Raw genomic sequence first — 14,599 nt, forward strand, 5'->3', positions numbered from 1 at the left:
GGGGTCCCGGCGAGATGTTCGCTGCGTCACACAGATTGGTGTTTCCTCCCGGGCACAGTAGTCCACGCGTTTCTTAACTGGCCAGTAACCGCAAGCGGCGCCGCCACTGTTCACGTTTGCCGCACACGCCTACGCTTGATCGTCATGGCACCCACACCATCCGGTAACTCCCGGACGCGCGTACATGTGGTCAGCGACGTGCACGGCAACGCCCGTGACCTGGCCGGGGCCGGCGAGGGTGCCGACGCCCTGATCTGCCTGGGCGACCTGGTCCTCTTCCTCGACTACGCCGACCACGCGCGCGGCATCTTCCCCGAACTGTTCGGCGAGGAGAACGCCGACCGCCTGGTCGAGCTGCGCACCGCCCGCCGCTTCGAGGAGGCCCGCGAACTCGGCGCCCGCCTCTGGAGCACGGTAGGCAGTGACCGCGCGGCCCTCATCGAGAAGGCGGTCCGCAAGCAGTACGCGGAGATGTTCGCCGCCTTCCCCACTCCGACGTACGCCACCTACGGCAACGTCGACATGCCGACCCTGTGGCCCGAGTACGCCGAACCCGGAACCACGGTGCTCGACGGCGAACGCGTGGAGATCGGCGGCTGGACCTTCGGCTTCGTCGGCGGCGGCCTGCGCACCCCCATGCGCACCCCGTACGAGATCAGCGACGAGGAGTACGCCGCCAAGATCGAGGCCGTGGGCGAGGTCGACGTCCTGTGCACGCACATCCCGCCCGAGGTCCCCGAGCTGGTCTACGACACCGTCGCGCGCCGTTTCGAGCGCGGCAGCCGGGCCCTCCTGGACGCGATCCGCCGCACCCGGCCGCGCTATTCACTGTTCGGGCACGTCCACCAGCCGCTCGTCCGCAGGATGCGGATCGGCGCGACCGAGTGCGTGAACGTCGGCCACTTCGCGGGGAGCGGCAAGCCCTGGGCGCTGGAGTGGTGACCTCCTCCTGATGTCCGCAGGTAGGGGGTGCGGTAAGGGGGTTGGCGGGGAGGTAGCCTTCACGCTGCACGCACAAGCGCACGATGACGACGCCCTGCCGGTCCGCATCTGGAGGAGCCACAGCGATGGCGGAACACACCAGTTCGAGCATCACGATCGAGGCGGCACCGGCCGAAGTCATGGCGGTGATCGCCGACTTCGCCCGCTACCCGGACTGGACCGGCGAGGTGAAGGAGGCGGACGTCCTCAAGACCGACGAGCGGGGCCGCGCCGAACAGGTCAGGCTCGTCATGGACGCCGGCGCGATCAAGGACGACCAGGTCCTCGCGTACACCTGGACCGGCGACAACGAGGTCTCCTGGACCCTCGTCAAGTCCCAGATGCTGCGCTCCCTGGACGGCTCCTACCTCCTCAAGCCCAAGGGCGCGGGAGCCACGGAGGTCACGTACCTCCTCACCGTGGACGTCAAGATCCCCATGCTGGGCATGATCAAGCGCAAGGCCGAGAAGGTCATCATCGACAGGGCGCTGGCGGGACTGAAGAAGCGGGTGGAGTCGGGGGAGAAGTAGGGGGTTCCTTTCGACGCCGGTCTTCTCTCAGCCCGTCCGGCGTTTGAGGACGAGGCCCCTTCAGGGCCGACGGGGGTCCGGGGGCGGAGCCCCCGGCAACGGCGCCCGACCCCGACCCCGACCGACCGACTACCGTTCACTCATATGCGCACCCTCCTGATCACCGGCCCAGGCGGCAGCGGCCGCAGCACCCTCGCCGCCGCCACCGCACAAGCCGCCGCAGGCACCGGCACCCGCACCCTGCTCCTGGGGGCAGACCGGGGCGACACCCTCGGCGCGGCCCTGGCCGTGCCGACAGGAGCGGCCCCGGTACGGGTCACCGAACAACTCACCGCCTGGCGCCCCGACGCCACGGAGTCGTTCCGCGCAGACCTCACCGCCTTCCAGAACCGGGCCTCCTCCGCCCTCGAACTCCTGGGCGCCGCCCGCCTGGACGCGGAAGAACTCACCCCGCTCCCCGGCGCCGAGGAACTGGCCCTGCTCCGCGCCCTGCGCGACGCGGCCCTCTCCGAGGCCTACGACCTCCTCGTCGTGGACCTCCCGCCCACCCCCCACGCGCTCGCACTCCTCGCCCTCCCCGAGGAACTCCGCCGCTATCTCCGCCGCCTCCTCCCCGCGGAGCGCCAGGCGGCCCGCGCCCTGCGCCCGGTCCTCGGCCGCCTCGCCGGCGTCCCGATGCCCTCGGAGTGGCTCTACGACACCGCAGGCCGCTGGGATGTGGAACTGGCCGCGGTCGAGGCGGTCCTCGCCGACCGGAACACGTCCGTACGCCTGGTCGCCGAACCCGGACCGGCAGGCGCCGACGCCGTCCGCGCGGCCGGTCTCGCCCTCGCCCTGCGCGGCCTGCGCCCCGACGTCCTGATCGCCAACCGGGTGCTGCCCGAGTCCGTCGAGGACACCTGGCTCGCCGGCCTGGGCGCCCAGCAGCGCAAGACCCTGGACGAGTGGCAGGGCACGTACGACGTCCGGCACGTCCCGCACCTCGGCCACGACCCGCGCGGCACCGACGACCTCGCCGCGCTCGCCGTGCCCGGTGTCAACGCGACCGGCTCCACGGTCGAGTGGCCCGTGACCGACGAGCCGGCCGAGGACGGCGGCGACAGGGTCCTCGTATGGCACATCCCGCTGCCCGGCGCGATACGGGACGAGCTGGACCTCGTCCGCCGCGGAGACGAACTCGTCGTCACCGTCGGCCGGTTCCGCCGTATCGTCCCCCTGCCCTCGGCCCTGCGCCGCTGCACCGTGGCAGGTGCCGCCCTGCGCGAGGGTGAGCTCCGTATCCGCTTCACGCCCGACCCGGACCTGTGGCCGCAGGGAAGGTGAGTATTGGTGGGTGCGGAGACGTGAAGCACGTACGCCCATTCGGGTAACGTCGTAGAGACGAACCGTAGTCAGGAGTCCGTCATGAGCGAAGAGCTCCCCCCGTACGAGGCCGGCAAGGAAGAGGCGCTCGACGAGGTGCGGGCGACCGACGCCGACGCCTGGGCGACGGCGGCCGCCGAAGACCTCGCGGCGGAGAAGGCCCGCCGCCGCACCCAGTACGGCCCGCCCCCGGGCTCGGCCGCCGAGGAACTGCGCAAGCTCGTCGACACCGTCACGGACAAGCTCTCCGGCCTCCAGTCACCGCTGCTCGGCCAGGTCGCCGGACCGGCCGCCCAGCAGGTGGTCAAGCAGGTCGTCCAGCAGGCCAGGGCCGCCGTCGAGCCCGTCATCGAACGCAACCCGGACGTCTTCGACCACCTCGCGGCGGCCGGAAACGAACTCCTCGCCGCGTACCGCTCCGCCGTCCAGGCCCAGGAACAGCGCTGGACGGCACGCGACAGCGAACTGAAGGACCTGCGGGACCCGGGGGAGGACTCCGGCCCCGGGGAGCGCATCGACCTGGACTAGAAGCCCCTGAGGGGCTGCCGCCAGATTCGCGTCTGCCCGGCGGCGTCTGGTGCGCACTCCCCCACTGCCTTAAGGGCGTGGGGGGACCCCCAGGCGTTGTCGTCGGTCGCCATGGCTCCGCCATGACTCCCTCCTCCGCCTTGCGGCTGCACGCTCCCCCACACTCGAACAGAACTCGCGCGGGGGCACCCCCATCGCCACCGCCGGGCCCGCCCTCCGGGCGAACGACGCGAATCTGGCGGCAGCCCCTCGGGTACGGTGGGCCGTAGCGGGGCTCGACCGAAACTGAGGGATTCATGGGACTCACCATCGGCGTCGATATCGGCGGCACGAAGATCGCGGCCGGTGTGGTCGACGAGGAAGGCAACATCCTCTCGACCCACCAGGTGCCGACCCCGGGCACCCCCGAGGGCATCGTGGACGCCATCGCCGCCGCAGTCGACGGAGCACGCGCCGGGCACGAGATCGTGGGCGTGGGCATCGGTGCGGCCGGGTACGTCAACCGCCAGCGATCCACGGTCTACTTCGCGCCCAACATCGACTGGCGCCAGGAGCCGCTGAAGGACAAGGTCGAGGCCCGCGTGGGCCTCCCCGTCGTCGTGGAGAACGACGCGAACGCCGCGGCCTGGGGCGAGTACAGGTTCGGCGCCGGCAAGGGCCACCGCAACGTCATCTGCATCACCCTCGGCACCGGCCTCGGCGGCGGCATCATCATCGGCAACAAGCTGCGCCGCGGGCACTTCGGGGTGGCCGCCGAGTTCGGCCACATCCGCATGGTGCCGGACGGCCTGCTGTGCGGCTGCGGATCGCAGGGCTGCTGGGAGCAGTACGCGTCGGGCCGAGCCCTCGTGCGCTACGCCAAGCAGCGCGCCAACGCGACCCCCGAGGCCGCCGACGTCCTGCTCTCCCTCGGCGACGGCACCCCCGAGGGCATCGAGGGCAAGCACATCTCCATGGCCGCCCGGCAGGGCGACCCGGTGGCCGTCGACTCCTACCGCGAGCTGGCCCGCTGGGCCGGCGCCGGCCTCGCCGACCTGGCCTCCCTCTTCGACCCCTCGGCGTTCATCGTCGGCGGCGGCCTCTCGGACGAGGGCGAACTCGTCCTCGACCCGATCCGCAAGTCCTACAAGCGCTGGCTGGTCGGCGGCAACTGGCGCCCGGTGGCCGACGTGATCGCCGCACAGCTCGGCAACAAGGCGGGCATGGTGGGCGCGGCGGACCTGGCGAGGGAGCCGGACCCGATCATGTAAGCAGCGTTGTTCAGGGGCGCGGGGCGGTAGTCGATCTGCGGCTACCGCCGCGTGGGCGCGACCGGCCGCACTCGACCGGCAGTCGCCCACGTACCCCGCGCCCCGAGCTGTCAGGCGGCGTAAATTGATCCACATGGCGCCGCTCCCCAACTCCCGCACCGAACCCGACGGTTCGGCGATCATCCGCGTCCTGAGCTACAACATCCGCTCGATGCGCGACGACACCGACGCCCTGGCCCGGGTGATCAGGGCCTGCGCCCCGGACCTCGTCCTGGTCCAAGAGGCCCCCCTCTTCTTCCGCTGGCGCAAAAAGCTGGCCCGCCTCGCCTCCGCCTCGGACCTGGTCGTCCTCAGCGGCGGAGGCACCGCCGCCGGCCCCGCTCTGCTGTGCTCGCTGCGGGCCACGGTCGAACGCACGGAGGACGTACTCCTGCCGCTCACCCCGGGCGAGTTCCGGCGCGGCTTCGCCACCGCGGTCGTACGGATCGGCGGCGCCCGGCTCGGTGTCCTCAGCTGTCACCTCAGCCTCCGCGACGACGAGCGCTACGACCAGGGCGGCATGCTGCTCGACCGGCTGGCCGGGATGGGCGTGGACCATGTGATCGCGGGCGGTGACCTCAACGACCGCCCCACCGGCCGGACCTTCGAGCGGCTGGCCAAGGAACTGCAGGACTGCTGGGCCACCGCCCCCTGGGGCGAGGAGTACACCTGGACTCCCGGCAACCCCTTCCAGCGCATCGACGCGATCTTCGCCACGCAGGGCGTCGAGGTACTGGGCTGTGGGGTGCCGCTGGGCCTGCCAGGAGTGACGGAGACAGACCTGAGGGCGGCCACGGACCACTTCCCGGTCCTGGCCGCCCTCAGAATTCCCGCCGTTCAATAACGTCAGACGACGGCCCCGCGTCCGGGGTCGTCCCCCTCCTCGTCGTCCGTCCGCATCCGCATCACCAGCGTGCCGAAGCCGCCCAGGAAGCCGCCGATGCCGACGGTCGCCAGCCACCAGGTCATGTCCCAGCCGAGCAGCACCGCCAGCAGCAGGAGGATCGGGCCGCCGATCACCCCGAGCCAGGCGAACTTGGCCGTCGTGTCGGCGGCCGGCAGCGGGGGCGGCTCCGGCGGCACGAAGTGGCCCTCGTCGTCCTCGTCGAAGTCGTCCTCGGAGGAGTCCGGCGCGGTGTAGTCACGGGGGCCACCGACGCCGGGCGCGAACGAGACGGAGCTGCCCAGCGGCTTGGCGGGCGCCGGCTCCTCCGTGCCCTGGTCCGAGCCCTTGGTCTTGTCCTGCTCCTTGGCCTTGGGCTGCTCGTCGTTCTTCTCGGGGTCGAGCAGCGCCAGGTCCTCGATCGACTTGAACGGCTTGGCGCCCGGCGGATCCTTGGGCTCGTCGCCGTATCCGGCGACGATCGCGGCCCACGCGGCCTCCTCGTCGAACGGGACGCCCTGCTCGTCCGGTTCGAGGCCCTCGCGGTCGGAGTCGTGCTCAGCCACCTGTGGCCGTCCCTTCCTGCTCGCTCACCCGGCCCGTGTCGGACGCCTGCTTGCCGACACTGGGTGCGAGCCGGCCGATGAACGTGAAGCTCTCCTCGAAAATCCGGTCCGCGTCGTGGTCCAACGTCGCGACGTGGTAGCTCTGTTCCAGCAGGATTTCCGTCACGTCGGCCGAGGAAACGCGACTGAGGACCCGGGCCGAGTCGGCCGGCGGCACCACATGGTCCTGGGCGCTGTGCAGCAGCAGGAGCGGCTGGGTGACCTGCGGGAGCTCGCGGTCGACCAGCCGGAAGAAATTGCGCAGCGAGTGCGCGGAGTGCAGCGGCACCTTGTCGTAGCCGACCTCGTCGCTGCCCTCCTTCGCGATGTCGCTGGCGATACCCGGCGCCGTACGCACCAGGTGGCGGGCGACCGGAAGGGCGTACGCGGCGAGGCCGTGCACCTTGATACCGGGGTTGACGACCACGACTCCGCTGATCTCGTCGCCGTGCTTCGCGGCCAGCCGCAGGGCCAGCGCGCCGCCCATGGACAGGCCCGCGACGAAGACCTGCGAGCAGCGCTCGCGCAGGGCGCGCAGCTCGCGGTCCACCTCCGCGTACCAGTCCTGCCAGCCGGTGAGCTGCATGTCCTCCCAGCGGGTGCCGTGCCCGGGCAGCAGCGGCAGCGACACGGTGAGGCCGCGCTCGGCCAGATACTCCGCCCAGGGGCGCAGCGACTGCGGGGAACCGGTGAAGCCGTGGCAGAGGAGAACTCCGACCTCCCCGCCCTCGTGGCGGTACGGCTCGGCTCCGGGGAGGACCGGCACCTTCGGTCTCCTGTTCATGAGAGGGGCGTGTTCATGTTCATGAAGAAGGGTGTGCGTCAGTGAGGCGTGAACGAGTCCAGGTGCGGTTAACCGTACGCGACCGCACTGACACCGACCAGGGCCGTCGGGTCCTTTGACGGTGCTCCGGGTTAAGGTCTGATCGATGAGCACAGGAGGCACTCGGTTGTTGTACGGCACGATGAAGGTCGCCATCGGTGGGCCGCTGAAGGTCGCCTTCCGGCCGTGGGTGGAGGGCCTTGAGAACATTCCGGCGGAGGGCGCCGCCATTCTGGCGAGCAATCACCTCTCCTTCTCGGACTCGTTCTTCCTGCCCGCGGTCCTCGACCGCAAGGTGACCTTCATCGCGAAGGCCGAGTACTTCACGACGCCCGGGGTGAAGGGGAAGCTGACGGCCGCGTTCTTCAAGGGCGCCGGCCAGCTCCCGGTGGACCGCTCCGGTGCGCGCGGGGCCGGCGAGGCCGCGATCAAGGCCGGGCTCGACGTCCTGGAGCGCGGTGAGCTGTTCGGTATCTATCCGGAGGGCACGCGCTCCCCGGACGGCCGTCTGTACCGCGGCAAACCCGGCGGCCTCGCGCGCGTGGCGCTCGCCAGCGGCGCTCCGGTGCTCCCGGTCGCGATGATCGACACGGAGAAGATCCAGCCGCCCGGCAAGGTCGTGCCGAAGCTGATGCGCCCGGGCATCCGGATCGGCAAGCCGCTCGACTTCAGCCGGTACAACGGCATGGAGCACGACCGTTTCGTCCTGCGCGCGGTGACCGACGAGGTCATGTACGAGATCATGAAGCTCTCCGGCCAGGAGTACGTCGACATCTACGCGACGGCCGCCAAGCGGCAGCTCGCGGATGCGGCGAAGGCCGAGAAGGAAGCGGACAAGGCCGCCAAGGCCGCGCTCGCACAAGCGGAGAAGGAACAGACCAGCCCGTAGCGGGACGGTCTGCGTCGGGGGTGGGGGAGTTGGCCAAGCGCGAGCGTGTCATCAGAATGTCGGTCGAGCAGCCGCTGTGGCGTGCCCTGAGCGGCTACCGGGTGCTGACCATGCTGTACGCGGTCGGGCTGTTCGCCGCCGCCTACGACGACTTCGACCGCCCGGGCATCGCCATCGCCTTCTACGTCGTCCTGTTCGTCTGGACGCTCGCCACCCTGCCCCGGGTGCAGAGCGCGGTCGCCTGCACCAAGCGCTTTCTCGCCGTGGACCTCGCCATCGCGCTGACCGGCATCGTCCTCACCCCGGTCGCCGCCGACGCCCACCACATCGACAGCGGCGGCCCCACCCTGCCGTCGATATGGACCGCCGGCTCGGTCCTCGCCTACGCCATCAAGGGCGGCTGGCGCTGGGCGGCCTTCGCCTCCACCCCGGTCGCCGTCGCCAACCTGATCGAGCGCGGCTCCCCGGCCCGCGACACCGTCCACAACGTGGTCCTCGTCTGGGTCGCCTCCATCGCCATCGGCTACGTCGTGGAGGTCGCCCGCGCCTCGGAGCGCACCCTCGCCCGCGCCCTGGAGATCGAGGCCACCACCCGGGAGCGGGAGCGGCTGGCCCGGGACATCCACGACGGTGTGCTCCAGGTGCTGGCCATGGTGCAGCGGCGCGGTGTCGTGCTCGGCGGCGAGGCGGGCGAACTGGGCCGGATGGCCGGCGAGCAGGAGATCGCCCTGCGCACCCTGGTCTCCGGCGGCCTGGTGCCCGTTTCCCGGGTCTCGCTGGACGCGGCGGAGGGCGCGGTCGTGAGAGCCGTAGAAGAATGCGATGACGACGACGGCGGGCCGGTCGATCTTCGGGCGCTGCTCGCCCCGTACGCGGCCGCGAAGGTGAGTTTCGCCGAGCCCGGTGCGCCGGTGCCCTTGCCCGCGCCCGCCGCGAAGGAACTGGCCGCCGCTGTCGGTGCCGCCCTGGACAATGTGCGCAGGCATGCCGGTGACGAGGCCCGTGCCTGGATCCTGGTCGAGGACGAGCCCGGGGAGGTCGTGGTGACCGTGCGGGACGACGGGCCCGGTATCCCCGAGGGGCGGCTCGCGCAGGCCGAGGGGGAGGGGCGGCTCGGGGTCGCCCTGTCGATCCGGGGGCGGCTGCGGGACCTCGGCGGCAGTGCAGAGCTGGTCTCGATTCCCGGGCAGGGCACGGAAGTCGAGCTGAAGGTACCGAAGGCGCGGGGGAAGGCGGGGACACGATGAGTGAGCAGCGGGGCCCGATCAGGGTCATGGTGGTCGACGACCATCCGATGTGGCGCGACGCGGTCGCCCGCGACCTGGCGGAGTCCGGCTTCGACGTGGTCGCCACCGCCGGGGACGGCGAGCAGGCGGTACGCCGGGCCCGGGCCGCCGCCCCCGACGTCCTGGTCCTCGACCTGAACCTGCCGGTGCTGCCCGGCGTCCAGGTCTGCAAGGAACTGGTGGGCGCCAACCCGGCGTTGCGCGTCCTGGTGCTCTCGGCGAGCGGTGAGCACGCCGACGTGCTGGAGGCGGTGAAGTCGGGCGCGACCGGCTATCTGCTCAAGTCGGCTTCCACGGAAGAGCTGTTGGACGCGGTGCGCCGTACGGCCGTCGGCGACCCGGTGTTCACCCCCGGGCTCGCCGGACTGGTCCTCGGCGAGTACCGCCGTCTGGCCTCCGACCCGGCACCGGCCGCAGGCAGCGACGAGCCCAAGGCGCCCCAACTCACCGACCGGGAGACCGAGGTGCTGCGCCTGGTCGCCAAGGGCCTGAGCTACAAGCAGATCGCCGAGCGCCTGGTCATCTCGCACCGCACGGTCCAGAACCACGTCCAGAACACCCTGGGCAAGCTCCAGTTGCACAACCGCGTGGAGCTGGTGCGGTACGCGATAGAGCGCGGCCTGGACGACGCGTAGTCGGACCGGTAGATCAACTACCCCACAATTCATCTGAATTGACCTTCCCGCCCATCCCTCTGTGACCTGGATCACCATTAGCGTGGCTGTCACAGGAAACTGCGGCGAAGGGAACTTTCCATGCGCGTCGGAGTACTGACCGGAGGCGGCGACTGCCCCGGACTCAACGCCGTCATCCGGGGCATCGTCCGCAAGGGCGTACAGGAGTACGGCTACGACTTCGTCGGCTACCGGGACGGCTGGCGAGGCCCGCTCGAAGGCGACACCGTCCGTCTCGACATCCCCGCGGTGCGCGGCATCCTGCCCCGCGGCGGCACCATCCTCGGCTCCTCCCGCACCAACCCGCTGAAGCTGGAGAACGGCATCGGCCGTATCAAGGCCAACCTCGCCGCGCAGGAGGTCGACGCACTCATAGTGATCGGCGGCGAGGACACCCTCGGCGTGGCCGCGCGGCTCTCGGACGAGTACGGCGTGCCGTGCGTCGGCGTACCGAAGACCATCGACAACGACCTGTCCGCCACCGACTACACCTTCGGCTTCGACACCGCCGTGGGCATCGCCACCGAGGCCATCGACCGGCTGCACACCACCGCCGAGTCGCACATGCGGGTCCTGGTCTGCGAGGTCATGGGCCGGCACGCCGGCTGGATAGCGATCCACTCCGGCCTGGCCGGCGGCGCCAACGTCATCCTCATCCCCGAGCAGCGCTTCGACGTCGACCAGGTGTGCGGCTGGATCACCTCCCGCTTCAAGGCGTCGTACGCCCCGATCGTGGTCGTCGCGGAGGGGGCCATGCCCAAGGACGGTGAGGTCGTGCTGAAGGACGGCACCCTCGACTCCTTCGGACATGTCCGGCTGTCCGGGGTCGGCGAATGGCTGGCCAAGGAGATCGAGAAGCGGACCGGCAAGGAGGCCCGCACCACCGTCCTCGGGCACGTCCAGCGCGGCGGCACGCCCAGCGCCTTCGACCGCTGGCTCGCCACCCGCTTCGGCCTGCACGCCATCGAGGCCGTCCGCGACGGGGACTTCGGCAAGATGGTCGCCCTGCGCGGCACGGACATCGTCCGCGTACCGATCGCGGAGGCCACGGCCCAGCTCAAGACGGTGGACCCGAAGCTGTACGAGGAGGTCGGGGTGTTCTTCGGCTGACCCCCGGCCGCGCTCTCGACGCCGGCCGGGCGGCTCGGCCCGGCCGGCGTTCGAGGCCGTTCAGGAGAACGTGCTCGTCCCCCGCAGCTGACCCATCAACTCCCGTACGACAGCAGCCCCGTTGAGCGTCAGCACCGACTCCGGATGGAACTGCACGCCGGCGAACCCGGGCCCCCGTAGCGCATGCACCTCACCACTCGCGCTCCGGCTGACCTCCACACCATGGGCACCCAGCTCGGCGGCGGCCTCGTCGTCGCAGTGCGCCACGAAGCTGTTGTAGAAACCGACGGTCTCCTCCCGCCCGAACAGATCGACCGCCGTCTGCGCCCCCTGGTACGGAACCTCCTTCCGTACGATCTCCAACCCCAGCTCCGCCGCGATCAGTTCGTGCCCGAGGCACACGCCGAGGACGCCGTGCCGGTTCTCCCGGACGACCTCGGCGGTCAGCGCCCGCAGGAACCGCATCTTCGGGTCGGCCGTGTCGCACGGATCCCCCGGCCCGGGCCCCAGCACCACCGGCCCCGCGTGCGCGAGCACCGCCTCCCGCAGCCCCGCCTCGTCGTACCGCCGCACGGTCACCTCCAGGCCGCTCGACCGCAGCACGTGCGCGAGCATCGCCGTGAAGGTGTCCTCCCCGTCGACGACCAGCGCGTGCCCGGTCAGCTCCTCGGACCGCTCCTGCATCCGCAGCCAGAAGGGGGCCAGGGAGGTGCGGCGGCTGTCCAGCGCGGCCCGCACCCGGGGGTCGTCGGCGAGCCGGGGGCGGGTGCTCTCGTCGCGCGGCCGGGACGGTCGTACGCCCAGCGCGGCCAGTACGCCCGCCGCCTTCGCGTGGGTCTCCGCGACCTCGCCCGCCGGGTCGGAGCCACGGACCAGGGTGGCGCCGACCGGGACCCGCAGCCGGCCGGCCGGGTCGATGTCGGCGGTGCGGATGAGGATGGGGGAGTCGAGGGTCTGGGCGCCGCCGGAGTCGTGGCCGAGCAGGGCCAGCGCGGCGCCGTAGTAGCCGCGCCCGCCGGCCTCGTGCCGTTCGATGACCCGGCAGGCGTTCTGCACCGGCGACCCGGTGACGGTCGCCGCGAACATGGTCTCCTTCAGGACCTCCCGCACATCCAGCGAGGACCGGCCGCGCAACTCGTACTCCGTGTGCGCGAGATGGGCCATCTCCTTCAGCCGCGGCCCGACGACGACCCCGCCCATGTCGCCGACCGTGCACATCATCTTCAGTTCCTCGTCGACGACCATCGACAGCTCCTCGATCTCCTTGCCGTCCGCGAGGAAGGAGAGCAGGTGCTCGGGGGTGGGGCCTTCGGCGGGATAGCGGTACGTCCCGCTGATCGGGTTCATGACGACCGTCCCGCCGGACATCCGGACATGCACCTCGGGGCTCGCGCCCACCAGCGTCCGCTCTCCGGTGTGCACGACGAACGTCCAGTACGCGCCCCGCTCACCCACCAGCAGCCGCCGGAACAGCGCCAGCGCGTCGGCCCTGCCGTACCCCGGGATCTCGCCCTCGTACGTCCGCCGGATGACGAAGTTGGCGCCCTCGCCGCGCCCGATCTCCTCCCGCAGTACCCGCCCGACGATCTCCCCGTACTGCTCGTCGTCGACGTCGAAGCCACCGCCCTCGACCCGCACGTCGTGCGCGGGCAGCTGGTCCAGGGCGTCGTCGAGCGGGATGCCGTACGACTCCTCGGGGGTGAGGAAGGCCAGGGGAGTGCCGTCGTCACGGACGTCGAAGCCGCGCTCGCGGATCTGGCGGTAGGGGATCAGGGCCAGGCCCTCGGCGGGGAGGTCGGCGAGGCGGTCGTGGGTGGAGACCGGGCCGAGGAAGACCTCGACCGTGTTCTCGTCGTGGCCCGGCGTGCGGCGGCGCAGCAGGGCGAACGGCCGGTCGTCGGTCAGCAGCTGTGTCAGGTCCATGGTTCCTCTGCGATCTGTCGATCTGTCGGTGAGGAACGACCCCGGAAACGCCGAAGGCCGCCCTCGGGCGGCCTTCGCGAAGTACTGGGAGTACGCGCAGTCAGTGGGCCGCCGGATGAGCGGTCCACCACCAGTTCTGGGTCGAGTGCGCGAACATGCGAGGCACCCTACCCCACGCGCACCTGAGCGCGAGGGTGTCTCACCTGTCGAGCCGCGCGAAAATAGCTCGACACGACCCCGTAATGTTGAGGACGTGACCGTGAACGCTAAGACCAGCGCCAGCGCTGGCAACACCTGGCGAGACCTGCCCGCGGCGCAGCAGCCCGAGTACCCCGACACCGAGGCTCTGCGCGCAGTGATCGCGGACCTCGCGTCGTATCCGCCGCTCGTCTTCGCGGGCGAGTGCGACCAGCTGCGTGCCCGGTTGGCGGCCGTCGCCAAGGGAGAGGCGTTCCTCCTCCAGGGCGGCGACTGTGCCGAGGCCTTCGACGCGGTGTCCGCCGACCAGATCCGCAACAAGCTGAAGACCCTCCTCCAGATGGGCGCCGTACTGACGTACGCCGCCTCGGTGCCGGTGGTCAAGGTCGGCCGGATCGCCGGCCAGTACTCCAAGCCGCGCTCCAAGTCGACGGAGACCCGCGACGGGGTGACCCTCCCGACCTACCGGGGCGACTCCGTCAACGGCTTCGCCTTCACCGAAGAGGCCCGCATCCCGGACCCCGAGCGCCTGAAGCGGATGTACAACGCGTCCGCCTCCACGCTCAACCTGGTGCGCGCCTTCACCACCGGCGGCTACGCCGACCTGCGCCAGGTGCACGCCTGGAACCAGGACTTCGTGAAGTCGTCCCCGTCGGGCCAGCGCTACGAGCAGCTCGCCCGCGAGATCGACAACGCGCTGAACTTCATGCGGGCCTGCGGGACGGACCCGGAGGAGTTCAAGACCGTCGAGTTCTACTCCTCGCACGAGGCGCTGCTGCTGGACTACGAATCGGCCCTCACCCGGGTCGACTCCCGCACCGGCAGGCTCTACGACGTCTCCGCGCACATGGTGTGGATCGGCGAGCGCACCCGCCAACTGGACGGCGCGCACATCGAGTTCGCCTCCCGGATCCGCAACCCGATCGGCATCAAGCTCGGCCCGACGACGACCGCCGAGGACGCGCTGCAGTACATCGAGCGCCTCGACCCGGACCGCGAGCCCGGCCGGCTCACCTTCATCGTGCGGATGGGCGCGGACAAGGTCCGCGACAAGCTGCCCGAGCTGGTCGAGAAGGTCACCGCGTCCGGTGCGACCGTCGCCTGGATCACCGACCCGATGCACGGCAACACCTACGAGGCGGCCTCCGGCCACAAGACCCGCCGCTTCGACGACGTGCTCGACGAGGTGAAGGGCTTCTTCGAGGTCCACAAGGGCCTCGGCACCCACCCGGGCGGCATCCACGTCGAGCTCACCGGTGACGATGTCACCGAGTGCGTGGGCGGCGGCGACGAGATCTTCGTCGACGACCTGCACCAGCGCTACGAGACGGCCTGCGACCCGCGCCTCAACCGCAGCCAGTCCCTCGACCTGGCCTTCCTCGTCGCCGAGATGTACAGGGACCAGTAACTGTTTCACCTGTTACAGCAGCGTGCCGTGGGGCGGGGATCACATACGATCCCCGCCCCACGGCACTTTTGCGACACCTGCGCGGCGGGTAAGGTTAGGTTAGCCTCACC

15 protein-coding genes are annotated in these 14,599 nt (G+C 70.9%); 11 read left to right on the forward strand and 4 right to left on the reverse strand.

The window, feature by feature from the left end; genetic code table 11:
* Window positions 1-186 precede the first annotated feature (186 nt).
* The 6 genes from OC490_RS22885 (at window position 187) to OC490_RS22910 (ending at window position 5,534) form a co-directional block, all read left to right on the forward strand.
* The gene (locus tag OC490_RS22885) at window positions 187-942 is read left to right on the forward strand and encodes a metallophosphoesterase (RefSeq protein ID WP_262060061.1); all 756 of its coding nucleotides are present in this window, start codon (window positions 187-189) and stop codon (window positions 940-942) included.
* A 125-nt stretch (window positions 943-1,067) separates the two neighbouring features.
* Window positions 1,068-1,511 (forward strand): SRPBCC family protein, encoded by a 444-nt coding sequence (locus tag OC490_RS22890; protein ID WP_262059851.1) that lies wholly within the window; start codon window positions 1,068-1,070, stop codon window positions 1,509-1,511.
* 144 nt (window positions 1,512-1,655) lie between these two features.
* Window positions 1,656-2,834: an ArsA family ATPase gene (locus OC490_RS22895; protein ID WP_262059852.1), complete on the forward strand. Its 1,179-nt coding sequence runs from the start codon at window positions 1,656-1,658 to the stop codon at window positions 2,832-2,834.
* Between the two features lie 81 nt (window positions 2,835-2,915).
* Window positions 2,916-3,401 (forward strand): DUF5304 domain-containing protein, encoded by a 486-nt coding sequence (locus OC490_RS22900; RefSeq protein ID WP_262059853.1) that lies wholly within the window; start codon window positions 2,916-2,918, stop codon window positions 3,399-3,401.
* Window positions 3,402-3,697: 296 nt separating this feature from the next.
* On the forward strand, window positions 3,698-4,651 hold the full coding sequence (locus tag OC490_RS22905) for an ROK family glucokinase (RefSeq protein ID WP_262059854.1): 954 nt from the start codon (window positions 3,698-3,700) through the stop codon (window positions 4,649-4,651).
* 133 nt (window positions 4,652-4,784) lie between these two features.
* Complete coding sequence (locus tag OC490_RS22910; protein WP_262059855.1) at window positions 4,785-5,534, forward strand: endonuclease/exonuclease/phosphatase family protein; 750 nt, start codon at window positions 4,785-4,787, stop codon at window positions 5,532-5,534.
* 2 nt (window positions 5,535-5,536) lie between these two features.
* Here OC490_RS22910 and OC490_RS22915 read toward each other — a convergent pair whose 3' ends face one another.
* Window positions 5,537-6,139, reverse strand: a complete 603-nt coding sequence (locus tag OC490_RS22915; RefSeq protein WP_262059856.1) for a hypothetical protein — start codon at window positions 6,137-6,139, stop codon at window positions 5,537-5,539.
* The gene (locus OC490_RS22920) at window positions 6,132-6,944 is read right to left on the reverse strand and encodes an alpha/beta hydrolase (protein WP_262060062.1); all 813 of its coding nucleotides are present in this window, start codon (window positions 6,942-6,944) and stop codon (window positions 6,132-6,134) included. Before OC490_RS22920 ends, OC490_RS22915 begins: the two co-directional genes overlap by 8 nt.
* A 199-nt stretch (window positions 6,945-7,143) precedes the next feature.
* Here OC490_RS22920 and OC490_RS22925 point away from each other — a divergent pair, with 199 nt between their 5' ends.
* The 4 genes from OC490_RS22925 to OC490_RS22940 all read left to right on the forward strand — a co-directional run bounded on the left by OC490_RS22925 (window position 7,144) and on the right by OC490_RS22940 (window position 10,960).
* Window positions 7,144-7,890 carry a lysophospholipid acyltransferase family protein gene (locus OC490_RS22925; RefSeq protein ID WP_262060063.1) on the forward strand — a complete coding sequence of 249 codons (747 nt, stop codon included), beginning with the start codon at window positions 7,144-7,146 and terminating at the stop codon, window positions 7,888-7,890.
* Between the two features lie 29 nt (window positions 7,891-7,919).
* Complete coding sequence (gene macS, locus OC490_RS22930) at window positions 7,920-9,137, forward strand: MacS family sensor histidine kinase (protein WP_262059857.1); 1,218 nt, start codon at window positions 7,920-7,922, stop codon at window positions 9,135-9,137.
* Window positions 9,134-9,811, forward strand: coding sequence for a response regulator (locus OC490_RS22935; RefSeq protein ID WP_262059858.1), 678 nt, complete (start codon window positions 9,134-9,136; stop codon window positions 9,809-9,811). The genes macS and OC490_RS22935 overlap by 4 nt, the downstream gene beginning before the upstream one ends.
* A gap of 120 nt (window positions 9,812-9,931) precedes the next feature.
* Window positions 9,932-10,960 (forward strand): 6-phosphofructokinase, encoded by a 1,029-nt coding sequence (locus tag OC490_RS22940; protein WP_262059859.1) that lies wholly within the window; start codon window positions 9,932-9,934, stop codon window positions 10,958-10,960.
* 60 nt (window positions 10,961-11,020) lie between these two features.
* Here OC490_RS22940 and OC490_RS22945 read toward each other — a convergent pair whose 3' ends face one another.
* Both OC490_RS22945 and OC490_RS49575 read right to left on the reverse strand, forming a co-directional pair.
* The gene (locus OC490_RS22945) at window positions 11,021-12,883 is read right to left on the reverse strand and encodes an anthranilate synthase family protein (RefSeq protein WP_262059860.1); all 1,863 of its coding nucleotides are present in this window, start codon (window positions 12,881-12,883) and stop codon (window positions 11,021-11,023) included.
* Window positions 12,884-12,983: 100 nt separating this feature from the next.
* Window positions 12,984-13,040 carry a trp operon leader peptide gene (locus OC490_RS49575; protein ID WP_071528813.1) on the reverse strand — a complete coding sequence of 19 codons (57 nt, stop codon included), beginning with the start codon at window positions 13,038-13,040 and terminating at the stop codon, window positions 12,984-12,986.
* A gap of 96 nt (window positions 13,041-13,136) precedes the next feature.
* Here OC490_RS49575 and OC490_RS22950 point away from each other — a divergent pair, with 96 nt between their 5' ends.
* Window positions 13,137-14,489 carry a class II 3-deoxy-7-phosphoheptulonate synthase gene (locus tag OC490_RS22950; RefSeq protein WP_262059861.1) on the forward strand — a complete coding sequence of 451 codons (1,353 nt, stop codon included), beginning with the start codon at window positions 13,137-13,139 and terminating at the stop codon, window positions 14,487-14,489.
* Window positions 14,490-14,599: the final 110 nt, after the last annotated feature.

The organism is Streptomyces sp. STR69, from assembly GCF_024519455.1.
GTDB lineage: Bacteria > Actinomycetota > Actinomycetes > Streptomycetales > Streptomycetaceae > Streptomyces.